Here is a 24,149-nt window from a genome sequence, read left to right on the forward strand (position 1 = left end):
CAGAAATTACTGAAAGTTCGTTAATGTTAATCTTATATTAAGTTTAGTCAACTAAAAAATAGTATAAATAACACTAAGGTTCGTGCCTTTTTATTTATATTAGATAATCCTAATGTAATACTAGTAATAAAAGCAAAAGTATTCAATTGTTTAATTTTTTTTATAGTTTCCTCCACTTTTGTACCTAATATTTATCGAAGGCAGAGCAGAACCGACGTGGATGGTATTTTTATAATTAAATTATTTATTAACTCGATGACATTTATCCTATTGGCAAAACACGTTAAACTGACAGAAATAAATGCAACGCTAATTGCGAACAAAATAATCAATGAATAATCAAACTAAACCGTTACGTATCGCCATTGTGGTAGGTGAGTTATCAGGTGATATATTAGGTGAGGGCTTAATAAAAGCGCTGAAAAAACGTTATCCTGATGCCATATTTGAAGGCATCGCAGGGCCTAAAATGCAAGCTCAGGGCTGTACTAGCCTTTTTGATATGGAAGAGCTGGCTGTAATGGGGCTGGTTGAAGTGTTAGGTCGTTTACCTCGATTATTAAAAATCCGCAAACAGTTGGTGCAACATTTAATTGATAACCCGCCCGATGTTTACATTGGCATTGATGCGCCTGACTTTAACTTACGTATCGAAAAGCCCTTAAAAGATGCGGGTATCAAAACAATTCAATATGTAAGCCCCTCAGTTTGGGCGTGGCGTGAAAAGCGTATCCATAAAATAAGTGCAGCAACAAATTTGGTATTGGCCTTGTTACCGTTTGAAAAAGCCTTTTACGATAAACATAATGTACCTTGTACATTTGTAGGCCACACCCTTGCCGATGATATTGCGTTAGAACATGACGATAGTGCAGCGCGGTCACAGCTTGGCTTAAACCACGATGATAAAGTATTAGCACTTTTACCGGGAAGTCGTGGCTCGGAGGTTGGACTATTAAGTGAGACTTACATAAAAACAGCCGCTGGCTTACAAGCAAAAAACCCAGATTTAAAAATTGTTGTGCCCCTTGTTAATGACAAGCGTAAAGCACAATTTAGTGGAATTTTAGCCGCCACAGCACCCAATTTAAAAATACAACTGTTGGATGGCCAATCTGACATTGCCATGCAAGCAGCAGATGCTATTTTAATAGCATCAGGTACTGCCACCTTAGAGGGTATGCTGTATAAAAAACCGATGGTTGTGGGCTATAAAATAAAAGCAATGAGCTACTGGATTTTCAAAAGCTTATTTACCTTTAATATTAAATATTTTTCATTACCTAATTTATTAGCCGATGAAGAGTTAGTCCCAGAGTTTATGCAGAAAGATTGTAACGTAGATAATCTAACAAACGCACTTGAACCAATGCTCAATAGCGATAACAGCGAGTTAAAGTCCCGATTTTTAGCAATTCATCAGCAAATACGTTTAAATGCCAGTGAGCAAGCAGCGGCAGCAGTAGCGGAGTTATTAAATGCAAATTGAACGACCAAACCTAACCTTTATTGCCGGTGTTGATGAAGTCGGCCGTGGGCCGCTTGTTGGTGACGTGGTTACTGCTGCGGTCATACTTGATTCAGCAAACCCGATTGCAGGTCTTGCAGATTCAAAAAAATTGACTGATAAAAAACGTCAAGCATTAGCTATCGAAATCAAAGAAAAAGCACTTTGTTGGTCAATTGGCCGGTGTAGTCCAACAGAAATTGATGAGCTAAATATTTTACACGCTACTATGCTAGCCATGACACGTGCAGTAGAAGGCTTATCTACGACTCCAGAGTTTGTTTTTGTTGACGGAAATCGATTGCCTGCTTTAACAATGCCAGCACAAGCAGTCGTAAAAGGTGATAGCTTAGTGGCTGAAATTTCAGCAGCCTCTATTTTAGCGAAAGTTGCTCGTGACGATGAAATGATTGAACTAGATAAACGTTATCCGCAATACGGTTTTGCTGGTCATAAAGGTTACCCGACGAAAGCGCATTTTGCTGCACTTGAGCAATACGGCGCAATTGATGAGCATCGTAAAAGTTTTAAACCAGTGCAACGTGTACTGGCTATGCAGGAGCAATAATGGCGGCTCCTGATTTTGTACATTTACGAGTTCACTCTGATTTTTCGATGGTCGATGGTTTGGCTAAAACCAAGCCGATTGTTGCCAAAGCACAAGAGTTACAATTACCTGCCTTAGCAATTACCGATCAAATGAACTTGTGTGGTTTAGTGCGTTTTTACGATACAGCCCACAACGCCGGAATCAAACCAATCGTTGGGGCTGATTTTTGGTTACATAGCCCAGAATTTCCCGAAGGGCCGTGCCGACTTGTTATTTTAGCCAAAGATAATACTGGCTATAAAAACCTAACACTGCTTATTTCAAAAGCATACCAACGTGGGCATCTATTTCACCGCCCTGTAATTGACCGAGACTGGCTGGTGGAGCATAAAGAGGGCCTTATTTTGCTCTCTGGTGCAAAAGATGGTGATTTAGGTAAGGCACTATTAAAAGGCAACGCGGGTATTATTGAATCAGTGGTCAGCTTTTATAAACAGCATTTTAGCGATCATTACTATATTGAGCTTATTCGCAGTTCACGTGCTCAAGAAGAAGAGTATCTCCATTTAGCGGTTGAATTGGCAAGCGTGGAGCAGTTGCCCGTGGTTGCCACCAACGAAGTGGTGTTTTTAAAACCCGAAAACTTTGAAGCGCATGAAATTCGCGTTGCCATTTTTGACGGTTACACGCTTGATGACAAACGCCGTCCAAAACGTTTTTCACAAGAGCAGTACTTAAAAACGCCAGAGCAAATGGCTGAGTTGTTTAGCGATATTCCCGAAGCACTACAAAACAGCGTCGAAATAGCCAAGCGTTGTAATGTAACGGTACAGCTTGGTACTTACTTTTTGCCAGATTACCCTACAGGCTCGTTAAAAATTGAAGACTTCTTAGTTAAAGTCTCAGAAGATGGCCTTGAAGAGCGGTTGCAGTTTTTATTCCCTGATGAAAATGAGCGAAAAGAAAAACGCGTAGAATATGACGAGCGACTAAAAATAGAGCTCGACGTAATTAACCAAATGGGTTTCCCTGGTTACTTCTTGATCGTAATGGAATTCATCCAATGGAGTAAAGATAACAATATTCCAGTAGGGCCAGGGCGTGGTTCTGGTGCGGGTTCCTTGGTGGCTTATGCACTTAAGATCACCGATCTTGATCCGCTCGAGTTTGACTTACTTTTCGAACGTTTCTTGAACCCTGAACGTATCTCAATGCCGGATTTCGACGTCGATTTCTGTATGGATAGGCGTGATGAAGTAATCGACCACGTATCAGCGCTGTATGGGCGGGACGCGGTATCGCAAATCATCACCTTCGGTACGATGGCGGCTAAAGCGGTTATTCGTGACGTTGGTCGTGTGCTCGGTCACCCTTATGGTTTTGTTGACCGTATTTCAAAATTGATACCTGGCGATCCAGGTATGACTTTGGCAAAAGCCTTTGATGTTGAACCGCGCTTGCAAGAAGCTTACGATGGCGACTCTGAAGTTAAAGACTTAATTGATATGTGCCGCATCCTTGAAGGGTGTACACGTAACGCCGGTAAGCACGCGGGTGGTGTTGTTATATCACCCACCACCATCACTGACTTTGCAGCCCTTTATTGTGATGATGAAGGTAAATTCCCCGTTACTCAGTTTGACAAAAATGACGTTGAAACCGCGGGCTTGGTTAAATTTGACTTCTTGGGTCTTCGCACGCTGACAATCTTGCAGTGGGCAATTGATATGACCAACGAGCGCCTTGAGCGTGAAGGCAAAAAGCCGGTTGATATCAACGCGATACCTCTTGATGATAAAAAGAGTATTGAGTTATTACTGCGCGCCGAAACAACCGCCGTATTCCAGCTCGAATCCCGGGGTATGAAAGATTTGATCAGGCGTCTTAAACCTGACTGCTTTGAAGATATGATAGCCTTGGTGGCCTTGTTTAGACCAGGCCCACTGCAATCGGGCATGGTAGATAACTTTATCGACCGTAAATTGGGCCGAGAAGAAATCTCTTACCCCGACGCTCAATATCAGCACGAAAGCTTACAGCCTATTCTTGAGCCTACTTACGGCATTATCTTGTATCAAGAACAGGTAATGCAAATTGCACAGGTCTTAGCTGGTTACACGCTAGGTGGCGCGGATATGCTGCGTCGTGCAATGGGTAAGAAAAAGCCAGAAGAAATGGCAAAGCAACGTTCAACCTTTGAAGATGGTGCCAGAAATAACGGTATTGACGGTGAACTTGCAATTAAAATCTTCGACTTGGTAGAGAAGTTTGCGGGTTATGGTTTCAACAAATCTCACTCAGCAGCTTATGCGCTAGTATCGTACCAAACCTTGTGGATGAAAACGCACTACCCAGCTGAGTTTATGGCTGCGGTAATGTCGGCAGATATGGATAACACCGATAAAATCGTAATTTTGGTGGATGAATGTGAAAACATGAAACTCACCTTATTACCGCCGGATGTAAACGCGGGTGAGTTTAAATTTGCTGTAAATCAGCAAGGCGAAATTGTTTACGGTATCGGCGCTATTAAAGGGGTTGGTGAAGCGCCTGTTGATGCAATTTTAGAAGCGCGCAGTGAAGGCGGCCCGTTTAAAGACTTATTTGATTTCTGCGCCCGGGTGGATTTAAAGCGTTTAAATAAACGTGTTACGGAGAAGCTCATTTACGCTGGTGCACTCGATCAACTTGGCCCAGATAAAACCCAACCAGGACGTGCCACGCTGCTAGCGAGTCTAAAAGATGCGATGCGGGCTGCTGATCAACACAATAAAGCAGAATCTTTAGGTCAAACTGATTTGTTTGGTTTACTTGCCACAGAGCCTGATGAAGTTGAACAAGCCTTTATAAAAGCTACACCATTGACAGATAACCAGTGGTTAGACGGTGAAAAAGAAACTCTAGGCCTTTATTTAACCGGTCACCCGATAAATCAATACCGTAGAGAGCTTAAGCATTACACCACAGGGCGTTTAGTCGATTTACAGCCAACTAATCGTGATGTGCAATCAACCGCTGCAGGCCTTGTCATAGCAGCACGTACACTAATAAATAAGAAGGGAAATCGATGGGGGCTTATAACTTTAGATGACAAGAGTGCCCGTATTGATGTACGCTTATTCCCAGAACAGTTTGAAATGTACCAAGATATGCTGCAAATCAACAATATCTTGGTAATATCTGGACAGGTCAGCTTTGATAACTTCTCCGGTGGCATTACAATGACCGCCAGAGACATATGCACCATAGCGCAAGCGCGAGAAAAACGCATAAAAGCGATTAAAATGACGCTAAATATGGTGCAAATCGAGGCGAACTTCTTCGATAATTTACAAAAAGTACTCGAACCTTATAAGTTTGGTACATGTCCGATTAGGGTTTTCTATCAACGTCCAGATGCGTTGGCTGAGTTAACCTTAGGCACAGAATGGTGTGTTACGCCTAGTGATGACTTAATTCATAAGCTTTCACTGATGGCTGCACAAGATGTAGAACTAGAATTTAACTAATTAGGTAGTTTAGAGCATGAGCCTCAATTATCTTGATTTTGAGCTTCCAATCGCAGAATTAGAAGCAAAAATTGAAGAGTTACAAAATATAAGCCGCGCTGGCGAATTAGACCTTGAGTTAGAAGAGGAAGTCAGCCGATTAAAAGAAAAAAGTGCCCAACAAAAAGAGGAAATATTCTCTAAATTAGGTGCTTGGCAGGTTTCTCAGTTAGCCCGTCATCCGTTGCGTCCTTATACTCGAGATTATATCGAGCGCATTTTTACGGAGTTTGACGAGTTAGCGGGTGATCGTACTTTTGCAAATGATCCGGCTATTTTAGGTGGTGTAGCACGTTTTGAAGGTCAACCAGTAATGGTGATCGGTCAACAAAAAGGACGTGATACAGCTGAAAAAATTAAACGCAACTTTGGTATGCCAAAGCCAGAAGGTTACCGTAAAGCATTACGCTTAATGGAAATGGCTGAACGTTTTAAAATGCCAATTATGACTTTCATCGATACACCGGGTGCATACCCAGGTGTTGGTGCAGAAGAGCGTGGTCAATCTGAAGCTATCGCACGTAACTTAAAAGTAATGGCAGCACTCAAAGTGCCAACTATTTGTACAGTTATTGGTGAAGGTGGTTCAGGTGGTGCACTGGCAATTGGTGTTGGCGATCGCGTTAACATGTTGCAATACAGCACTTACTCGGTAATTTCGCCAGAAGGCTGTGCATCAATCCTTTGGAAAAGCGCTGATAAAGCACCGCTTGCTGCAGAAGCTATGGGTGTTACTGCTGCGCGCGTTAAAGAACTTGATTTGATCAACAACCTAGTCGAAGAGCCTTTAGGTGGTGCACATCGTAACTACGATGCAATGGCACGTAACCTTAAAAATCAGCTTAAACGTGACCTTGCAGACTTACAAGCGCTGTCGCTTGATGAAATGCTTGATCAACGTTACAAACGATTAATGTCATTTGGTTATTGCTAAAAAATAGCTCGAATGCAGAAAAAAGCCGCTTTAGCGGCTTTTTTGTTTTAAAATGTTTGTAAGCTGTAGCTAGTAGCTAATCAATCACTTATTTAGCGGTTAAATTCATGCATTCAACACCTTTGTACCAACAAGTAAAAAGCACTATTGTCCCGTTTGTCGATGATAATCAAACGTCATTTACAATCGCGCTCTCAGGCGGGGTGGATTCCGTGGTGTTATTAAATGTGATGAATGAAATGAAACGTGAAATACCAGCTTTGCAACTGAGTGCTGTTTACGTTAATCATGGTTTAAGTAATTATGCCGATGATTGGCAAGCATTTTGTGCTGAGCTGTGCGTGCAATTAAATATGCCATTTAACGGGGTACGTGTTGAAATTGAACAGCGTTCGCGCACTAGTTTAGAAGAGCAAGCCCGTGATGCACGCTATTTAGCATTAGATCAATATAGTGATAAAGGCAGTGTCATTTTGTTAGGGCAGCATTTGAACGATCAGCTTGAAACGTTTTTACTGCGCCTTAAACGCGGCTCAGGTTTGAAAGGCTTAGCATCTATGCGACAAACCCGCCTACTGAAAAGCGGTCGTGTTTGCTTTAGGCCTTTACTTGATATTACACGCTGTGCAATAGAGTCATTTGCAAAAACATTCTCGCTTGCGCATATTACCGATGATTCAAACACAGATGAACGCTTTGACCGTAATTTTATCCGCCAAAAAGTGGTGCCAGTTTTATCGGATAAATTTACCGGTTTTGAAAAAAGTGCTTCACGCAGCATTACACTTTTGCAGCAGCAGCAAGATTTACTGCATGAATATACCTTGCAAGATTTAGCTAAATGCCAAAGTGAAACTCAAGGCTTAAGCTGTAGCGAGCTTGCAATGTACAGTGCTGCACGCCAAGCAAATGTATTACGTTGTTGGCTTGAGCAATTTACCGCCTTAATGCCATCGCAAAAGCAAACTGAGCAAATCTTAGAGCAAGGGATTAATGCACAGGTTGACGCACAGTTAAAAATACAATTAAAAGACGGAGACATCCGTCGTCATCAAGGTTTTTTGTATTTTGTAAAACACAAAGCACAAGCGCCTCTGGTTGTAACTGAGCGCTCTGATAATACTTTTATTCTAAATACCGGCGCTTGTATTAGTCCAATGCAAGGGAAGGGTATAAGGCTGCCTCAAGCCGATGAGCATGTAACAGTGAAGTTTGATCATTCTCAGGCAAAAATAAAACCTTTGAATAAACCCGGCCGCAATACTGTAAAGCATTGGTTTAAAGATGCAAAAGTAGCCCCTTGGTTACGAGCCAGTGTGCCACTTATTTTTTATAACGACGAATTAGTTCAAGTCGTCGGTTACTTCATCAGTGCAAATCATGTTAGCGATGAAGGAATTTTTTGGGAGTACCATACATGAACCAACAGCCTCATGTCGGCTTATCACTGGTTAATAAAGCACCGCTTGGCTTGTTAGTAACAACATTGATTGCAATAGCAGCAGGTTTTTTATTTGAAATCGACTTATTAACTTTACTCTATGCGTTTATAGGTGGCCTAGCTTGTGGAATTATTTTAATCGCTTATTGGCTGGGTAAAGGGGGAGTTTATTTTATTGCTGGGGTGAGCGTGCCGTTATTATTAGTCGTCATGATGCCGCTTGCGACAATGGCTGCGTTACTTTATTTAGTGAGTGGGTTCTTTTTTGGTTTTTGCTTAGCGTTACTAGGTTATAAGCTAATAAGTAAAGGTTAAGCGCCTTGGGGGCTAGGCGCTATCTATTTTGTTAATACGCTCTGGCGCAGTTTCTACCCGCGGCTTTAGCTTTGTATAAGCCCTTATCAGCGCGCGAAAAAATCTCATCTTCACAATCATGGCTATTTACCAAAGTGTAGCCAATGCTCGTGGTGACTTGGTATTGTGCCATAACACTGGAGTCACCGACTAAACGCATTATGCGCTGCGCAATGACTTTATTAGTAATAAATTCAGGATCGTCAATAAGTATTGCAAATTCGTCGCCACCAAAACGAAATACAGAGTCGGTGCCGCGAATACTGGTTTGTAATACTGTCGAAAACTCTTTCAATACGTCATCGCCAATTTTATGACCAAAGCTGTCATTAACTTGTTTAAAGTTATCTAAATCAAGCAACATCAAACTAAACGGTCGATGCTGACGGCGACATCGCTCCAGCTTTTCTAATAAAATGTCATTAAATTGGCTGCGGTTATTGAGCCCTGTTAGCGTGTCTTTAGTGGCTAAACGTAACACACGGTTATACATTAATGCATTTCTTAAGGGATACACTAAGGCATTGTGTAATCCCACTAGTTTAGCTTCAATATTCCCTGTAAGCGGATACTGGCTAAAATAGATTAATTGCCCCAAATGCTCGTTGTTTATATCTAAATCAAACGAGTAAGGTGGATTGGTGTTATCACTGTTATCAATTTGTGTCACTCCTTGCGACGATTGAAACTGCATTCCTGAAAAATTAATAACCTGCTTTGCATTTTCTGCGTAAATACTGAGTATTTCCTCAATATTCAACGTAGTTTGCAGCTTTGCAACTAAGCTATGAATAGCCGCAGGCTCATTATTTCGGTAATGCTCTGCCGAAAACGGCAGAAACTCGCCACGTGCCGAAATGCGTTGCGTCAAAATATGGACGTTTTCCACTGAAATCTCCCCCCAGGAGTGTGTTATAGCTTAGATAAAGCGATTTTTGTGCCACTATTTCAAACTGGCTGAAAAACAAATCGCGCCAGACGTTAAAATCCTTTTGCGTACGAGAGACGACAGTGAACTCGAATTACTACAAGCGCTGGGCGTAACTGAAGTAGTCCCCGAGGCCCTCGAAGCCAGTTTAATGTTGGTATCGCATGTGTTGTATATGTCAGGTGTGCCGATGACACGCATCGTTCGAAGGGTGAGTAAAGAGCGGCGTAACCGTTATAAATATTTACATGGTTTTTTTGCAGGCGACAAATTCGGCACAGAGGATAATAACGCAGAGCGATTAGAATACTTACATGTTATCGCATTACCAGAGGGGGCGTTTTCGGTTGATAAAAGTATTAGTGAGCTCAATTTAGAAAAGCGCCGCGTATCAGTCAGAGCTTTGCGCCGACAAGACCGAGAAATAGATTCGCCATCACAGCATACTCGTTTACTCGCCGGTGATATCTTAGTACTACAAGGAAAGCCAAGACGAGTTGAGCGGGTTGAGCGTTACCTTATCGATGGCAGTGAATAATTTAATCTAACTCTAAAAATGCCCTGATCTGTGGAAGTTTTTCTATGCCATCTTTGTAGCCTATCGCAATGAGATGCTGAGTATAACGTTTTTCAAATAATAAATAGCTGGTTAAACTCGATTGCGAATGCTTCTTTACGCCAATCATACGTAATAACACTTTTATTGGCAGTGGCATATCATCATAGTACTGCGCAGCGATGGCATTAAAGTTTTCAGATGGGTTTACCACACAGGTATCAATTTGTTTTAACTCTTGGTGTTTATCTCGCCCTGGCATGAGCCCTAAAGTACGGTTTATGCGTTGTAAACGCTCTAAATCTGATTGCAAGGTGTCGCTAAATACACTATCAAGCAAATGACCAGCAATAGATGATAATCCTGGGAAATGCGGTAAATAACCCGGTGGATGTAATTCTTTAGGCTCATCAACCCCGATAATAAATATTTTTTCAGCACCTAAATGCACACTCGGGCTGAGTGGCGACAATTGGTGAATTGAGCCGTCACCAAAATAGTGGTTTTGCACATTAACACTTGGAAATACTAAAGGAATAGCACTTGATGCCATTAAATGCTCAACATTAATACGTGTCGCTTTGCCTTCACGTTTGGCCCGCTGCCAAGGTGATTGAGTATTCGACTGGAAAAATGCCACAGAGTCACCCGTGGTATAACTAGACGCCGTAATTGACAATGCATCTAAATAATTGCGGTGCAGGTTTCGCTCAATACTGGTTAAATCTAAAATTTCGCTGAGTAACTTACGAAGCGGCTGATTATTAAGCAAACTCGCTGGTGGATGATTAATATGTTCAGACTGAAAGCTGGTTAGCATATTCCGCGCAACGTGACCAAATACACTGAGGAAGTCACTTTTGTAAACCATTGAAGTAGAAAAGTTTTTCCACACATGCTCTAATTTTCGACTGGCAAGGTGGGCACAGGATGCATAACACGCCAACGCTGCAGAGTTAATCGCCCCCGCAGATGTGCCATTAATAATGGTAAAAGGTAAGGGAGCTGTGCGAGGCATACTTTGCGCCAGCGCTTTTAAAACACCTACTTGGTAAGCCGCACGTGCGCCACCCCCAGTTAAGAGAAGAGCTACTTTAGGCTTATTTATATCGACTTGTTTTATTCTCATAGTTGCAATTAAACTGTTGACCGTCTTTACTTTATTTATTAACTGTAAGTCTTTAAGCTAGAAGAATCAAAGGATACCTGAGCGAGAACACTTTTTTATCGCTTGGTTGGGAATTTTACTCACTTAGTCACCTCTAAGTGTTTGAATAATGCATTTTAATTTTTATGGAGTTCGTATGTCAGATCAATCACCACAGCCAGATGTCGAAAAGCGTCCACCAAATAACAATTTGCTGTTTGCACTTGTTATACTCATTGTTATTGCGTGTGCTGCCGCATTTGTTTTATTAAGCTCGGATGAAGAACCGCAGCCCGTTGTTGAGCAAGCACCTGTAGAACAACCCATTCAAGAATATAAAACACCAGAGCCGGCAGTAACAGAGCCTGAACCAGAAGCGCTACCAGAGCCCGAGGTTGTAAACCGCCCACCAAATAGAGATGCGGAGCCTGCGCTAGAAGTGAAGCCGTTACCTAATTTAAATGAAAGTGATGAGGTGGTTGTTGCTAATATTGACGAGTACCTAAGTGACCAAGTGATGGGGTTATTGGTTACTGATGACGTTATTCGTCGTGGTGTTGTGTTTATCGATAATTTAGCAAAAGGTAAAGTGGCTGCTAAGCACGCCCCAGTAGAACGTCCAGAAGAAAGCTTTAGCGTTATTGAGGGGGAAATACTCACGATTGACCCTAATAGCTATGAGCGTTATACCCCGTACGTTAAAATATTTACTAGCATGAGTGCAGCACAAATTGTACGTTTGTATGACGAATATAAGCCGCTTATAAACGATGCCTACACTGAAATTGGTTATCAAGGTGATGCGTTTAATCAAACCCTTGAAGAAGCAATTGAGTTACTACTTGATACCCCAGAGCCTAAAGGCGATATGCCGCTACTAAGAGACTCTGTCACTTATCAATATGCCTACTCAGAGTGGGAACGTTTACCTGCAGCACAAAAGCAGCTATTACGCATGGGCCCAGAGAACATGAAAAAAGTAAAAGCAGTACTGCGCAATGTAAAGGCAGAGTTAGATAAGCAATAGCTCATTAATCAGAACAATGATTTAAATCGTATAAAAAACAGTGCGATTGTGTGTTTAACATGCAATCGCACTTTCTTTTTTGATTTCCTCTTGAATAAGAGTGCAAAAGTAGAGATAATCCTTCCCGCGCCAACCAAGGCCCTCAATGGTAGTCTTATTGGTCCTCTCGCAACACTAGCAGGCGAACCTGGTCAGGCCCGGAAGGGAGCAGCCACAGTTTGTGACGTGTGTGCCGAGATGTGGCTGGTAAGACTGCCACCCAAATTCCTCATTTGGGTGTTGTAAATTTCCCTTTTCAAACTATCGTAAAAATTACGAATATTGTTTTCTCATAATGCACTTTTGGTAAATCCTCATCAAAATTGTAATGACATCATTTTTAATCAAATAGGCGTGCTTTTTCATCATACCTTTGCCGTGAAGTGAGCATTGATAAAGTTTAAAATATTTTACTTAATGGACTAATTACACCGTTCGCTCCTTGCTGTAAAATATGAGTATATATTTGCGTTGTTTTACATCTGAATGACCAAGCTGAGCTTGAACTGTTCTGATATCGGCACCACTTTGCAATAGATGCGTTGCAAATGAATGGCGTAAAGTATGCGGTGTTATTATTTTTGTTAATCCCGATTTTTGAACGGCTTTCTTTATTTCTTTTCTTATACACGAATGATGAAAATGATGTCGTCTTATTTCACCACTTTGAGGATCTGTACTTAATATATGTGAGGGAAATAAATACTGCCACGCCAGTGATTTTGAGGCAGAATTTACGGCGTTACCTACAACATGTATTACCGAAAGGGTTTATGCGCATTCGACACTATGGGTTTTTAGCTAATGCGTGTCGCAAGCGAAAGTTAGGGTTAATAAAGGCTCAAGCATCAGCAATCCCATTCAAAGCGGTGAAGCCGAAGACAGAGCAAGAACGACTAATACCGCATTGGCCTTGTCAGTCGTGCAAGGCGGGTATCTTACGATTTATTGGCGTGATGAATTTAGATGTGGCGACAAATAAAATAGCGCGAACGAGTTAGCAGCCTTGCTTGCTGCATAAAATCAATAAGTTAACCTGCTTAACTGCTCAGGCTAGTCCCGACTGTGCGTGAGAAAAATATCCTTGCTTAACGGTTAAACATTAGGTTTAATGAATAGATAATAAACGCTGAGCAATGCAGGGAAAGCTTAATTTATAATAGGTAAGCTTATTAAATTAGCTGATTTAGCTAGCGCCTCTAAAAAGCAAATTCCCATAGCATAAACAACACCAACTCTGATATACCGAGCAGGTAGCGTCTCAGTCCAACAAGCGATTATGCAACACAAACTGCGTGTCGCATAAATACTAAAATGTTAGTGTGCACATGGAGTCTTGAGTGAGTCGAAATATAATATTTTTAATTCTTGCCGTTGTACTCGTTTTTCCTGTTGCGGCCTATGTGTATCAATTCGGTCTAGGCTTTTGGAAAGAGTCATCAGAATGGGCAAGTCTTGGGGGTTACATTGGCGGGATCTACGCTCCAATATTAACGCTATTAACCTTATCAGTTTTATGCGTACAAATTTACCTTCAAGTTATTCAACACCGCCAAAACTTGGTAAGTATTCAAGAAGCTCAATTAACTGAATACTTAAATGAACTAAACTTTGAACTCGACAAAGATGTTAGCGACGGTGTTACATTGCGTACTTATTTTATTAATATACTTAACACTAAAAATATCGATACAATAGACGAAATGGATTTAAGTGAGGTATTCGAACTTAATCAAAATTATCACAAATTATTTTCTATGTGGTGCGGTGCTATGGCTTGCTTAAAATACATTAAAACTTGCTCTAATTTAAAAAGCCTAGAATCAACACATTATGCTATACAAAAAAACAAAGTTATTGCGTATATGGGGCCTCAAATCTGCAGCTCTTTGGACAAATACAATTACGCTATGTTACTTGCAGTTAAAGAGTTAACTGGTCAATCAAGCATTGATAATATTGAATATGAGTTTTGGCTTGATAGATCGCAGCCCTGAACACTAACAAGCCAATTAAGCGGGACTAAAAACAGTTTGCTCGGTTTCGCTTCGCTACACATTTTAGCAAACAATTTTTAGCCTCTTAACGAGGCGTTAAAACTAAGGAAAGTTGTGATATCTGAAATAGTTGAAGTATCGAAGTTATCTTTACCTGTTATTGCTATGGCATCTGTGTTTATTGCATGGCAACAGTATTCTGCCAATAGAGAAAAACTAAGGTTAGACCTATATGACCGACGCTTTAAAATCTACGATTTAGTTGTTCATTCTATATATAACGTGCAATTTGGATTGGGTGATTATGAAGGCGACGAGATGACAGCATTGTATACAGCCTTTAATGAGGCTAAATTCCTTTTGCCTGATGATATTTATAAAGTTGTTAAAAAAGCTGAAATAAACACCCAAGTACATCGTGAGTTTTTGAGGCGAAGAGAAAGATTAGAAGGTATGCCGGAAAATGAATCTGAATTAATAAAAGTACAGAAAGCAATCGAAGAGCTGGAGCCTAAGTTAGATAGTCTTAGAGACGAGCTTACAGAAGCATTTAGTCGTGTCCTTAAAATTAAAAAGTTTTAACAAACACAATCAGCGGAACGGTTTTAAGCTGCTTTCGCTACGCTACATCAACTTAAAACACGTCCGCTGTTATGGACGTTATGCGTTTTACTTGAAAACCTGCGAAAAGTCCCCACATTATCTAAACTTGTAAGGGGGAATAATGAATAGTCTAAACGACATAGTAAGTGGTTTTACGAACAACCAGAAGAAATTACATAAAAAAATTACCCCTCTTGTAGGCAATGATGTTTCTATAGCATTGGTAAACTTGAAAGGTACTGAGCAAACCTCTTTTGCAGAGTTAGAGGTTATCGCCAATCTGATCAGTCAATTCAGGCCTTTACAAATTGTAGATTTAAGTCAGCTCATTCTCAGTGGAAAAGGCTCTAAAGGGCACACTGTAAAAATAATTCCGCAATACAAGGTGAAAAATAGTATCAATAATTCTCACCCTTGGGCAATTGACATAGTTATTGAACTACATCGTAAAATAGGTTTTGAAATCGTAAAGATTGCTTCAATAGGAGTTGAGTATGATGGATACCCAACACACTTTTTAGAAAACAACATAAAAAAAACATATTTACGTGATACTGCTATTGCTTCTGACGAAGGTATTCTATCAATCCGAATATCTCAAGATGCTTGGAAAAAAGATCCAAATCAATTTAAAATCGCTATAAAGAAGTATTTTGAACATCAAATAAAAATTGCTGAGCAAGTTCAAAGCAGTACTGTTAATGTAACAAGGTTAGATCAAAGTATCACAGAAACTTTAACCACATGTCCTATATGCAACGGTTGCTGCAAACTAGCTGGAGATGATTGCGAATTTTGCCATGGCATGGGATCTGTAAAGCAATCACTTGCTGATAGCGTAGATCTAGCTGAGTATGATCAAATTACTTGCCCAAAGTGTCGTAACATTTCATTGGACTGTGATTTATGTAATGGAAACGGTTTCATAAGTCGTGATAAAGCTTTGAGCTTTTAATAAACACGCATAACAAGCAACTAAACGCGGATTCGATTTACGGTCACGCGTTTTGCAAAAATACGCAAAACAACGTGCCAGCAAACCTCACCGGTTAGTTGAGCGTTGAGGCTGTAGAATTACTCTTTTTAGGAACTTAACTTCCTAATTTGAATTGTTCGTTTTTTAACTTTGAATCCACTGGGTGACTGTGATCTAATAGATATTATTCACCCACGGTAAACGGTTATGGCTTTTTCGTTGGGTAAGGAGTCAAGCCAGACTTACCCTGGCAAAAAAATTCATTCCTGTCAATTTCGCTGAGTAAATTTTACCCAGAAAAATATGGCTGTCCTTTTTATTTTAGTTGATCCAAATATCCCTTAATGACACTAAACCTTGTGATGCTAAATAGTCATTGCCTAGCGCAATGTTAATTCCCTTGGTTTATACCTTTAAAACAGCCACTTTCATAGGTGGTTATCATCAAATAGGTTTCGTGATTTTTTATCGTTTGCTGTCTTTACTCGCTGCTTTGCAATGCTACGGTATAGTTTTTGAATGAGGTTAGATATCGGCGTGAAATGCACAGGTAAAGCTGATTTTTAAGCTCTGCGATGTAATAGCTACAGTCATGTTTGAATAATATACCGAATGAACAATCTCAAAGGGCATAGCGATATTGGTTTATTTGTTTTTTAATTATTAAACATAACAACTTGCTACTGAGGGTTAAAGCGCACAGTCCAGTTTTATTTTCAATATTAAAAGGAGCATAAAATGCGTAAGTCAGCTCAACTTTATCGAATGGCTACGAATGAACACATTTGCCCATTTGGACTTAAATCAAAAGATTTATTAGAGCGCGAGGGTTATGACGTTGATGACCATTTATTAGCTTCGCGAGAGCAAACTGATGAATTTAAAAAGCAATATAATGTAAAAGCGACACCTCAAACATTTATAGACAATAGACGTATTGGAGGCTATGACGATTTACGTGCATTTTTTAATAAATCTCAAGCCGGTCAGCAAGGTACAAGTTATACACCTGTGTTTGCAATATTTGCTGTAACCTTTTTATTGAGTATCGCGTTTAGTTATTCTCTAGGTGCGGGGCTATTCTCTATTGGCACTGCTGAGCTATTTGTTGCATTAACCATGGCTGTGCTTGCTATTCAAAAGCTGCAAGATTTATATCGTTTTTCAAACTCCTTTATTACGTATGATTTACTTGCAATGAAAGTTGTACCTTATGCTTATGTTTACCCATTTTTAGAAGCCTTTGTAGGAATTGGCATGGTGGCCGGGCTCACGGCTTATCTTGTTGCACCTATTTCGTTATTCATAGGTACAATTGGTGCTGTGTCAGTATTTAAAGCTGTGTACGTTGATAAACGAGAGCTAAAGTGTGCCTGTGTCGGTGGAGATAGTAATGTGCCTTTAGGGTTTATTTCATTAACAGAAAACGTGTTTATGATTGCAGCAGGTATATGGATGTTAGTTCGCTAAATTAAGTGATTAAAAGTGCGTATTTTATTTTACCACGGTAAACGTTTAGATGTTTATGAGTTCAGCGCTAGCTTTAAGAGTGAACCAAAAGCTAGCGCTATAATTTAGAACTTAGCGGCTATCCATAACCATATTTTGTCGGTATCAACTTTACCTGCACCAGCGTCGCCAGCTGAGTACATGGCGTATTTAATCCCTGCGGTATAATTTTTTGCAAACTTCTTGCTGTAAACAGCGTTAATTTCATTACCTAAATCGTCGACACTTTGTGTTGCTTCGTCGGCGGAGTAGTCGTGATAAGCAAATGTCCACTTTCCACCTAAGATATTACCTGAAATTGCTGCATATAAGTCAACGAGCCCTTCGTTAGGGGTTGCTAAAAACTGATCAGCCCAACCATTAAATTTGTGCAGTGTTGCCAGTGGTGTTGAGAACCCATACATAGCATTATCGCTGCCGAGCTGTTCTACACCTAATTTGGCTGTTATCGTTTCAAAGCTGTAAGCTCCTTCTATGGCGATATAGGTAGCTGAATAATCTGTTGTGTTGGTTTGTGATTGCTGTGTTGCAAACTCAGCATAGTACGCAAATTTATCTCTCTTACCTTTAAAGTTAATGCCATAAGTATCTAGACTATTGTCTATACCTTCATCAACTTCGAGAAGGTAACTATATCCGTTGAGTGTGCCAAAACCGGTTTGATAACTTAAGTTTAAAAGGTGGTCGTTGGAATGAAGGTCTTTGTCTTGTGCAAAAATACGATTACGTTTATTGATGTAACTGTAACTTGCCTTCAAATTAGCAGCCACATTAGCATTGAAGGTTAGGGCATCAAATGTTTGCCTGTCTTGGCGCCAGCCAACATGACCTACGAAGCGCTGATTATCAAGCGCAATTACTTGGCGACCTAGCTTAGCTGTGAACTTATCTGAATGATATTTTACAAAAGCTTGGTCAAGCTCAGTGGTTTGCGGATCGGCAATAACAGAATATAGCGGGTTATTAACTACTGTATCGTTGTAGCTATCGACACCAGCCACTTGGCGGGAGTCTTCAAATTCAATCACGCCAGAAAAACCTTTGTAACTTGCGCTTGCAAAGTTCAAACGCGAACGAAGTGTTAAGGCTGAAGCATCTTTTAACAAGTTGTCTTGCTGAACGCCTTCATAGCGAAGGTTAAAATCAAGTGTGGTTTTTGATTCAGTATTGGCATAAGTGGGCAAGGCAATACTAGTTAATAATATCAATGAAGTAATTTTTGATAATTTAAATCGATTTTTCATGTTGATTCCGTAAAGTTTATTAATTGTTATTAAGCGACATCAGATTGTTTTTTGTTGATTTAGTTATCTCTTCAACTTTTCTTTGTTTGTTATATAAAAAGTGAGTACGTCTGATCGTAATCGGTTGTACGGCGGATTTTCTGCTAGCGCTAGGCGGTCTTATGGGTGTCGATAGTGCACACTAAAGTCAGGCACTGGTCGTTTATCGCTTTTCTCACATCCAAGGTGCTGGTTCCATTGTTCACCTACGCAATAACATAAGTAGTATTGGCTTGCGGTGTACTGTATAAGCCTTCGTCTTTCTCGTAAGCAATGATGCGGATAAGTAAGTACCGGCGATGACTGCTTGACATAATCTTTTGCAATGGTGCTTTAATGGTATTTTCAACATTTTTTTCTCCAAAAAAAAAGCCCACAACAATGCAGATAAATCTGAATTGTTGTGGGCCACGATGCCAAACTAATAAATGCTACTTTGCATTGTTATTAGCTTTAACTGAATAAGTTGTTAAATTAGTTAGTACATTTTTAAGATGCAAAAATACGTCTTAAAAGACTAATTTTCTTAGTTAAAGCATAGTTAGTGCCAGTTATTTAAAATGTATACAATACAGCATGTTACTTTTTTGTTAATTCGAATGGGCAATGAAATCTACCAATAATGGATCATTAAGACATAATGTGTGCTTTAAACTGGTGCATATTTAATCATTAAATTTTTCTTATAAAATTAAAAGGGAGGTTTAGGTATGTTGAGATATTTTTAGCACGTATTACTTAATGTCAATATCAACGTTTAGGGCGGCTATCAAGCATAATAAAATCTAGTTTGGTTTGTGCTCTTTTGTAATTTTTTAAATCACTGACTTCGATCATTTCACATTCATCAGCAACCATTTCGGTTATTAAACTAGGGTAGTGTTGGCAATCTTCTGGCCTGTCTAAGTAGATGCTGCAGGTATATTTATTGGTGGCGTGAGGATCACTTTTAGGTGCTATTTCGAGAAATGGGCATTGTGTGAGTTTTTCGCCTGATTGTGGGTCATGCCATATTTGATTATCTTTAACGAATGCAAAAATATCGGGGTTGAAGAGCTCCCATAAATCAATTTCTTCTTGTGTGGCATTAAGGTCACCACCGCCATATTTAATACAGCATTTACCACATTGATTACATGCTTTCATGTTTTACATTGGTTGTAATAGCTTTACTTTACTATACAGTAATTATGTCCAATGCCGCCAAGAAATGTTTGATACAAGCAGCTTTAAATTTAGTGTAGATATAAGCGATTAACCAGTTTGCAGAAGGTCAGCCTCATGGTCATTCTGTTCTAGCCATTGTATAGCTTGTTCAATATCAGTAAAAACAGCTGCAGTGCTTTTAAAAATATCTTTTATGATTTGTTTTTGTAATGAGTTACACACTACAACTGCGGTAGCTGTGCAACCATGTGCTATATACCAATCATAAATCAGTTTACCCGCGGTAACACTTCAGGTGTGCCTAGTACTTCTAGTTCCCAGCTCCCAAGACGTTCCCAGTTTCATACTTGTCTTATTTATCTTAACCTATGGATATAAGAAAAGTTTAATTCATATATAATTAATCACATAATAACCCAGCTGCAAGGGTGTAGTCGTGTTTGTTAAATTAAGGGGGTTACTAGGTATGCGTACAGAGCTAAGAAACCGCATTATAGAGGTATGTGATAAGAAAATAGCAGCAAAAGGCGATGAGGTAGGTTTATCTTTTTATGCTTTTTTTGCCAATAAAAATAATGAGCCAGAACTACTAATGGAAGTTGCAAGTTGGTGGATACAAACACATCAGTTAGACCACTTTGTGAAAGCTCACATAATAAAAGATATGATTTTAGCTGAGCAAGTAGTAAGGCAGGCTTAAATTCTGCCATTACTTTAAACAAGTGTCGTGGTTGTTTATTACTACGAGCTTACATGACACTTTTTATATTTTTTACCACTGCCACATGGGCACTCATCGTTACGACCGACTTTAATATCGGTAGTGGGAAATATATCACCATCTAAGTAGCGCCATAGCCCCTCTTCTTTTACAAATCGTGACTTTTCGTGCAACTGGCAATATAAATTTTGATAAAAATAGCTTACACAAAACTCGACGACCCCTGTTTGCTCACCGTGTTCAGCGGCCATTACATCTAGGTTACTGAAACGACAGCTATTAGCAAAGTCAGCTATTTCTTTAACTGGGTTTTCGGGTTGTTTTTCTTTTGCGTATGTTTGATAAACGTATTTGGCATTTTTTAGAGCATAAGCTACGTAACGCGAGCGCATAAGTTGCTCTGGCGATGTTGCCTGTGCTGAACCAGCATGTAGCTTTTCACAGCAGTCAGCATAACTCAGCTTACTATTGCACAAGCAAAGGCTTTGCGTGAGTGAGGTCATTATGTTTTACCTGTTAGATAAAACGATATTTTAACAGCTTACTGAGCTAATGCTAACTCACTTGGCTGTTTCGTTTTAGTAAAACAATATAATTTTGCGCTAGTGTGCTCTAAATTGATTGATAAATCAGCAAGCTGATTATCCTTTACTATATCAGTCCAGGTGATCACTGCGGCAAAGTTACCATTATGAAGTGCAGAATTTAATACATACTCTAAGTTAACCAAGTGCTTTTGTCTGATCACTAATAGCTTTGAGGTATCAATTGAGCAAGAGTCTAGCAATGCTTTACTTGGTACATGGTCAGGTGCAATTAAAAGGGTCCACGCATTTTGACTGTTGTAATGGTGAAGCACTTTTAATAATTCAAAAGTTGCAGATATCTCATCTTCAATTTGAATTAAATTGACGGCTGCACTTTGATTATCTTGTTGGTAGCTTTTAACAGTTCTTACGGTAATAGGCTGTAACATAACTTTCACTCACTGGTTGTTTATACAGTATGTGTATACAGTAGTTTATACAGTTGTTTTGCGCAAGTGCTTTTTGCTATTTTTTAATCAACTTTTTTGTTTTAAATGAACGGAAATATATAATCACATTAAATATCAGTGGTTTATGTTTTTTGTGGTTAAGCTCATATTAAGGAGCTGCTGGGATTAAGTGATTAAATTGTTGCTGGTGAATTTGTTCATACAGTGTTGCCGCATAACATTTTGCATCTTGAAAGCGCTTTGTTGTCAGGTGTTTTCTCAAATCAGTTAGCGCTGTTGTAGCAGGTTCATACCCTTGACTACTTGCAAGGCTAAGCCAAACCGCACCATGAAATACACTTTGTGGTACGCCTTGGCCTTTTATAAAAAACAAGCCTAGGTAAAATTGCGCACGATGATTACCTGCCATGGCTGCAAGTCTCATCCACTTTGCTGCAAGGGGAGGTTGGTCGTTTTTTAAATAATATAATGCTTTGGTAACGACATTGTCGGGAGTATCTGCTTTACCCTCATTTTGTACCGTATTAGTCGGTTGAGTAATAAAGGATAAAACATTATTTAGTTGTTGCTCTAAGTCCAGCCCGCTTGGAGATGTATCTGTCATAATACCACGCATGTTATTGTTTTCATTCACAGCATAAGTTTAGTCTAATACAAGGTAATTTGTCCTGTTATTCGTAAAATCTATGGTAAAATTACGTAATTATTCATTTGTTAGCTGAAATTTTATTATGCTTGATGCGCTATTCAAGATCAAAGCTCATGATTCGACCGTTCGTCGGGAGTGTATTGCGGGCTTAACTACGTTTATCACCATGGTTTATATTGTTTTTGTAAACCCTGCCATGTTAGCAGAAGCAGGGATGGATCAAGGTGCTGCATTTGTAGCAACCTGTATTGCTGCGGCTATTGGTTGCTTTATTATGGGCTTTTGGGCTAACTACCCGTTAGCGCTTGCCCCTGGTATGGGGCTCAATGCCTTTTTTACCTACGGCGTTGTTTTAGGCATGGGGTATACTTGGCAAGCAGCATTAGGTGCGGTGTTTATGTCAGGCTGTATCTTCTTGTTTTTAAGTTTGTTCAAAGTAAGGGAGTGGATAATCAACGCGATCCCTCTGGTGCTCAAACAAGCAATTGCCACCGGGATTGGTGCGTTCCTCGCGTTAATAGCCCTTAAAAATGCAGGTATTATTGTAGCGAGTCCCGCTACATTAGTTCAGTTGGGTGATATTACTGCTGCAGGTCCGTTGTTAGCTATCTTTAGCTTTTTCATTATTGCTGCATTACTTTATCGTGACTTCAAAAGTGGTGTATTAATCAGTATTTTAGCGGTTACCTTAATTGCGCTTGGTTTAGGGCTAGTAGAATACCACGGCGTTGTGTCAATGCCTCCTTCTATAGCACCTACTTTTATGCAGTTAGATTTTGCAGCTGCGTTTGAGCTTTCAATGCTCAGTGTGATCTTTGCATTTTTGTTTGTTGATTTATTTGATACCTCAGGCACGCTTGTAGCTGTTACACAAAAAGCAGGACTTGCGGATGAAAAGGGTAACATGCCACGTTTGGGCCGTGCATTAAGTGCTGATAGTACGGCAACAATTGCAGGCTCAATGTTAGGCACGTCAACAACTACCTCTTATATTGAATCTGTTGCCGGTGTATCTGTTGGTGGTCGAACAGGGTTAACGGCTGTAGTAGTGGGTATCTGCTTTTTATTAATGATGTTCTTTGCACCGCTTGCGCAAATGGTGCCAGCCTATGCGACCGCTGGAGCAATCTTATATGTCGCGGTACTAATGCTACAAAATTTAAAGTTTGTAAATTGGGATGATATGACAGACGCTATACCAGTAAGTGTGGTATTGCTGATGACACCATTAACGTTTTCAATTGCGCATGGTATTGCATTGGGTTTTATTTCATACACAGCGGTAAAGGTGTTATGCGGTAAGCGTGATGAGGTAAGTATCAGTGTGTGGATTTTAACGGCGATGTTTGTCATTAAATTTGCGTTTTTATCCTAGTTTAAACTAATAAAATACAACCAAAGAAAAAGTGAGTTACCACTTTTTCTTTGGTGCAAAAAGTACATCTAAGTCGTCTTGCTCTTGTTCTGTTTTCTTTTTTAAAGCTGTTGCGTTGGATGCTTTTAGCTCGGTACTTATTGCTTCTAAATAACCTTCGAGTTCTTGTTTTTTTGAATTGATGTAATCATCACTATAAGCGACAGCCGACACAGTGGCGTAGGCTTTTTCAAAGTATTGACGAGCAGAGCCCACCATATTTGCCGAGCGTGCTGATATACCGCGTTTAATTTGGCTTTCGATATTTATTCTCAGTTGTAGTTTTTCTAAACGTTTATCTTCTGCTACGAATACTTGGCTATCTACTTTACCTTTGCCATGCTCTGAACGTAAAACCGCTCTTAATTTTTTAATTCCTTGGATAAGCGTGATTAATTGTTTATCGCTATCAGGTAATGCGAGGTTTTCCGAGTTACTGGCATCTACAGGGTCTGACATACGTGTTTTTGCTTCATTTAAGCGGTTTTTTAGCTCTTTTGAGGTCGGTGATAATTGCACCATAGCTGTGAGTGCATCATATATACGGCGTTGAATTACGCGGTAGGCGTTTTCTGACATTGGGATATTGGCGCTATTGAGCAATATATCTTCAGATTCTTCTATGATCTTTTTTTGCTTTGTGAGCTCTTTTCGGCGCTCAGTTTCTTGTTTCTCTTTATGTTGTTGTACCGCACTTACCCATAAGGCAATAACAATCAGTGCAACTATCAACATAATAATAATAGAAACGATCATGGTTTAGGTCTCTGGTTTTATAAGCTAATAATTTTTATCTTACATT

Annotated in this window: 21 protein-coding genes, 1 other RNA gene and 3 pseudogenes; 16 read left to right on the plus strand and 9 right to left on the minus strand. The window is 39.8% G+C overall.

Translation table 11 applies throughout. The features are described 5' to 3' along the window. Window positions 1-331: 331 nt before the first annotated feature. The 6 genes from lpxB (at window position 332) to AAEU30_RS06635 (ending at window position 8,295) form a co-directional block, all read left to right on the plus strand. The gene (gene lpxB, locus AAEU30_RS06610) at window positions 332-1,489 is read left to right on the plus strand and encodes a lipid-A-disaccharide synthase (RefSeq protein WP_421959828.1); all 1,158 of its coding nucleotides are present in this window, start codon (window positions 332-334) and stop codon (window positions 1,487-1,489) included. Next, complete coding sequence (gene rnhB, locus AAEU30_RS06615; RefSeq protein WP_421959829.1) at window positions 1,479-2,075, plus strand: ribonuclease HII; 597 nt, start codon at window positions 1,479-1,481, stop codon at window positions 2,073-2,075. Before lpxB ends, rnhB begins: the two co-directional genes overlap by 11 nt. Next, window positions 2,075-5,566: a DNA polymerase III subunit alpha gene (gene dnaE / locus AAEU30_RS06620; protein ID WP_421959830.1), complete on the plus strand. Its 3,492-nt coding sequence runs from the start codon at window positions 2,075-2,077 to the stop codon at window positions 5,564-5,566. Before rnhB ends, dnaE begins: the two co-directional genes overlap by 1 nt. A 16-nt stretch (window positions 5,567-5,582) precedes the next feature. Continuing rightward, window positions 5,583-6,539 carry an acetyl-CoA carboxylase carboxyl transferase subunit alpha gene (gene accA / locus AAEU30_RS06625; RefSeq protein ID WP_087530680.1) on the plus strand — a complete coding sequence of 319 codons (957 nt, stop codon included), beginning with the start codon at window positions 5,583-5,585 and terminating at the stop codon, window positions 6,537-6,539. Window positions 6,540-6,646: 107 nt separating this feature from the next. After that, window positions 6,647-7,960, plus strand: a complete 1,314-nt coding sequence (gene tilS / locus AAEU30_RS06630) for a tRNA lysidine(34) synthetase TilS (protein WP_421959831.1) — start codon at window positions 6,647-6,649, stop codon at window positions 7,958-7,960. Continuing rightward, a complete protein-coding gene (locus tag AAEU30_RS06635) occupies window positions 7,957-8,295 on the plus strand; it encodes a hypothetical protein (protein WP_087530678.1) in 339 nt (112 codons plus the stop codon). The genes tilS and AAEU30_RS06635 overlap by 4 nt, the downstream gene beginning before the upstream one ends. A 31-nt stretch (window positions 8,296-8,326) precedes the next feature. Here the strand turns inward: AAEU30_RS06635 and AAEU30_RS06640 are convergent, their stop codons facing one another. After that, the gene (locus AAEU30_RS06640) at window positions 8,327-9,223 is read right to left on the minus strand and encodes a GGDEF domain-containing protein (protein ID WP_421959832.1); all 897 of its coding nucleotides are present in this window, start codon (window positions 9,221-9,223) and stop codon (window positions 8,327-8,329) included. A 67-nt stretch (window positions 9,224-9,290) separates the two neighbouring features. Between AAEU30_RS06640 and AAEU30_RS06645 the strand changes: the two are divergent. After that, window positions 9,291-9,800, plus strand: a pseudogene (locus AAEU30_RS06645) (TrkA C-terminal domain-containing protein); the annotation flags it as partial. Between the two features lies 1 nt (window position 9,801). On the opposite strand, the gene AAEU30_RS06650 reads toward AAEU30_RS06645, so the two are convergent. Continuing rightward, a complete protein-coding gene (locus AAEU30_RS06650) occupies window positions 9,802-10,947 on the minus strand; it encodes a patatin-like phospholipase family protein (RefSeq protein WP_421959833.1) in 1,146 nt (381 codons plus the stop codon). Window positions 10,948-11,122: 175 nt separating this feature from the next. Here AAEU30_RS06650 and AAEU30_RS06655 point away from each other — a divergent pair, with 175 nt between their 5' ends. Both AAEU30_RS06655 and ffs read left to right on the plus strand, forming a co-directional pair. Continuing rightward, the gene (locus AAEU30_RS06655; RefSeq protein ID WP_421959834.1) at window positions 11,123-11,992 is read left to right on the plus strand and encodes a DUF3014 domain-containing protein; all 870 of its coding nucleotides are present in this window, start codon (window positions 11,123-11,125) and stop codon (window positions 11,990-11,992) included. A 155-nt stretch (window positions 11,993-12,147) separates the two neighbouring features. Further along, window positions 12,148-12,244: signal recognition particle sRNA small type (gene ffs / locus AAEU30_RS06660), an RNA gene on the plus strand. A gap of 187 nt (window positions 12,245-12,431) precedes the next feature. On the opposite strand, the pseudogene AAEU30_RS06665 reads toward ffs, so the two are convergent. Then, window positions 12,432-12,763, minus strand: a pseudogene (locus tag AAEU30_RS06665) (tyrosine-type recombinase/integrase); the annotation flags it as partial. 2 nt (window positions 12,764-12,765) lie between these two features. Between AAEU30_RS06665 and AAEU30_RS06670 the strand changes: the two are divergent. The 5 genes and pseudogenes from AAEU30_RS06670 to AAEU30_RS06690 form a co-directional block, all read left to right on the plus strand. Continuing rightward, window positions 12,766-13,032, plus strand: a pseudogene (locus tag AAEU30_RS06670) (transposase); the annotation flags it as partial. A 339-nt stretch (window positions 13,033-13,371) separates the two neighbouring features. Beyond that, window positions 13,372-14,028 carry a hypothetical protein gene (locus tag AAEU30_RS06675; RefSeq protein WP_421959835.1) on the plus strand — a complete coding sequence of 219 codons (657 nt, stop codon included), beginning with the start codon at window positions 13,372-13,374 and terminating at the stop codon, window positions 14,026-14,028. A gap of 114 nt (window positions 14,029-14,142) precedes the next feature. Then, window positions 14,143-14,610, plus strand: a complete 468-nt coding sequence (locus tag AAEU30_RS06680) for a hypothetical protein (protein WP_421959836.1) — start codon at window positions 14,143-14,145, stop codon at window positions 14,608-14,610. A 142-nt stretch (window positions 14,611-14,752) separates the two neighbouring features. After that, on the plus strand, window positions 14,753-15,586 hold the full coding sequence (locus AAEU30_RS06685; protein ID WP_421959837.1) for a hypothetical protein: 834 nt from the start codon (window positions 14,753-14,755) through the stop codon (window positions 15,584-15,586). A 759-nt stretch (window positions 15,587-16,345) separates the two neighbouring features. Further along, the gene (locus AAEU30_RS06690) at window positions 16,346-17,077 is read left to right on the plus strand and encodes a MauE/DoxX family redox-associated membrane protein (RefSeq protein ID WP_421959838.1); all 732 of its coding nucleotides are present in this window, start codon (window positions 16,346-16,348) and stop codon (window positions 17,075-17,077) included. Window positions 17,078-17,181: 104 nt separating this feature from the next. On the opposite strand, the gene AAEU30_RS06695 is transcribed toward AAEU30_RS06690, so the two are convergent. Further along, window positions 17,182-18,360: an alginate export family protein gene (locus tag AAEU30_RS06695; RefSeq protein WP_421959839.1), complete on the minus strand. Its 1,179-nt coding sequence runs from the start codon at window positions 18,358-18,360 to the stop codon at window positions 17,182-17,184. A gap of 789 nt (window positions 18,361-19,149) precedes the next feature. After that, window positions 19,150-19,545 carry a YkgJ family cysteine cluster protein gene (locus AAEU30_RS06700; RefSeq protein WP_421959840.1) on the minus strand — a complete coding sequence of 132 codons (396 nt, stop codon included), beginning with the start codon at window positions 19,543-19,545 and terminating at the stop codon, window positions 19,150-19,152. A 487-nt stretch (window positions 19,546-20,032) separates the two neighbouring features. Here AAEU30_RS06700 and AAEU30_RS06705 point away from each other — a divergent pair, with 487 nt between their 5' ends. Next, window positions 20,033-20,266 carry a DUF6500 family protein gene (locus tag AAEU30_RS06705; RefSeq protein ID WP_421959841.1) on the plus strand — a complete coding sequence of 78 codons (234 nt, stop codon included), beginning with the start codon at window positions 20,033-20,035 and terminating at the stop codon, window positions 20,264-20,266. A gap of 41 nt (window positions 20,267-20,307) precedes the next feature. Here the strand turns inward: AAEU30_RS06705 and AAEU30_RS06710 are convergent, their stop codons facing one another. The 3 genes from AAEU30_RS06710 to AAEU30_RS06720 form a co-directional block, all read right to left on the minus strand. Beyond that, complete coding sequence (locus AAEU30_RS06710; RefSeq protein ID WP_421959842.1) at window positions 20,308-20,790, minus strand: YchJ family protein; 483 nt, start codon at window positions 20,788-20,790, stop codon at window positions 20,308-20,310. 38 nt (window positions 20,791-20,828) lie between these two features. Continuing rightward, complete coding sequence (locus AAEU30_RS06715; protein ID WP_087534226.1) at window positions 20,829-21,263, minus strand: SulA-like leucine-rich domain-containing protein; 435 nt, start codon at window positions 21,261-21,263, stop codon at window positions 20,829-20,831. A 169-nt stretch (window positions 21,264-21,432) separates the two neighbouring features. Then, window positions 21,433-21,888, minus strand: coding sequence for a tetratricopeptide repeat protein (locus AAEU30_RS06720; RefSeq protein ID WP_421959843.1), 456 nt, complete (start codon window positions 21,886-21,888; stop codon window positions 21,433-21,435). A 127-nt stretch (window positions 21,889-22,015) separates the two neighbouring features. On the opposite strand from AAEU30_RS06720, the gene AAEU30_RS06725 reads away from it, so the two are divergent. After that, window positions 22,016-23,308, plus strand: a complete 1,293-nt coding sequence (locus AAEU30_RS06725) for an NCS2 family permease (RefSeq protein WP_421959844.1) — start codon at window positions 22,016-22,018, stop codon at window positions 23,306-23,308. Window positions 23,309-23,344: 36 nt separating this feature from the next. Here AAEU30_RS06725 and AAEU30_RS06730 read toward each other — a convergent pair whose 3' ends face one another. Further along, the gene (locus AAEU30_RS06730; protein WP_421959845.1) at window positions 23,345-24,103 is read right to left on the minus strand and encodes a hypothetical protein; all 759 of its coding nucleotides are present in this window, start codon (window positions 24,101-24,103) and stop codon (window positions 23,345-23,347) included. Window positions 24,104-24,149 lie beyond the last annotated feature (46 nt).

The sequence above is a fragment of the Pseudoalteromonas mucoides genome, assembly GCF_049257175.1.
Lineage (GTDB): Bacteria > Pseudomonadota > Gammaproteobacteria > Enterobacterales > Alteromonadaceae > Pseudoalteromonas.

Excerpts from the sequence above, each read along its gene's own strand:
- accA (WP_087530680.1), top strand. The coding sequence starts at position 5,583 with ATGAGCCTCAATTATCTTGATTTTGAGCTTCCAATCGCAGAATTAGAA.
- AAEU30_RS06690 (WP_421959838.1), top strand. The coding sequence starts at position 16,346 with ATGCGTAAGTCAGCTCAACTTTATCGAATGGCTACGAATGAACACATT.
- AAEU30_RS06720 (WP_421959843.1), bottom strand. The coding sequence starts at position 21,888 with ATGACAGATACATCTCCAAGCGGGCTGGACTTAGAGCAACAACTAAAT.
- AAEU30_RS06730 (WP_421959845.1), bottom strand. The coding sequence starts at position 24,103 with ATGATCGTTTCTATTATTATTATGTTGATAGTTGCACTGATTGTTATT.
- AAEU30_RS06705 (WP_421959841.1), top strand. The coding sequence starts at position 20,033 with ATGCGTACAGAGCTAAGAAACCGCATTATAGAGGTATGTGATAAGAAA.
- AAEU30_RS06715 (WP_087534226.1), bottom strand. The coding sequence starts at position 21,263 with ATGTTACAGCCTATTACCGTAAGAACTGTTAAAAGCTACCAACAAGAT.
- dnaE (WP_421959830.1), top strand. The coding sequence starts at position 2,075 with ATGGCGGCTCCTGATTTTGTACATTTACGAGTTCACTCTGATTTTTCG.
- AAEU30_RS06655 (WP_421959834.1), top strand. The coding sequence starts at position 11,123 with ATGTCAGATCAATCACCACAGCCAGATGTCGAAAAGCGTCCACCAAAT.
- AAEU30_RS06635 (WP_087530678.1), top strand. The coding sequence starts at position 7,957 with ATGAACCAACAGCCTCATGTCGGCTTATCACTGGTTAATAAAGCACCG.
- lpxB (WP_421959828.1), top strand. The coding sequence starts at position 332 with ATGAATAATCAAACTAAACCGTTACGTATCGCCATTGTGGTAGGTGAG.
- AAEU30_RS06695 (WP_421959839.1), bottom strand. The coding sequence starts at position 18,360 with ATGAAAAATCGATTTAAATTATCAAAAATTACTTCATTGATATTATTA.
- rnhB (WP_421959829.1), top strand. The coding sequence starts at position 1,479 with ATGCAAATTGAACGACCAAACCTAACCTTTATTGCCGGTGTTGATGAA.
- AAEU30_RS06710 (WP_421959842.1), bottom strand. The coding sequence starts at position 20,790 with ATGACCTCACTCACGCAAAGCCTTTGCTTGTGCAATAGTAAGCTGAGT.
- AAEU30_RS06725 (WP_421959844.1), top strand. The coding sequence starts at position 22,016 with ATGCTTGATGCGCTATTCAAGATCAAAGCTCATGATTCGACCGTTCGT.
- AAEU30_RS06650 (WP_421959833.1), bottom strand. The coding sequence starts at position 10,947 with ATGAGAATAAAACAAGTCGATATAAATAAGCCTAAAGTAGCTCTTCTC.
- tilS (WP_421959831.1), top strand. The coding sequence starts at position 6,647 with ATGCATTCAACACCTTTGTACCAACAAGTAAAAAGCACTATTGTCCCG.
- AAEU30_RS06700 (WP_421959840.1), bottom strand. The coding sequence starts at position 19,545 with ATGAAAGCATGTAATCAATGTGGTAAATGCTGTATTAAATATGGCGGT.
- AAEU30_RS06685 (WP_421959837.1), top strand. The coding sequence starts at position 14,753 with ATGAATAGTCTAAACGACATAGTAAGTGGTTTTACGAACAACCAGAAG.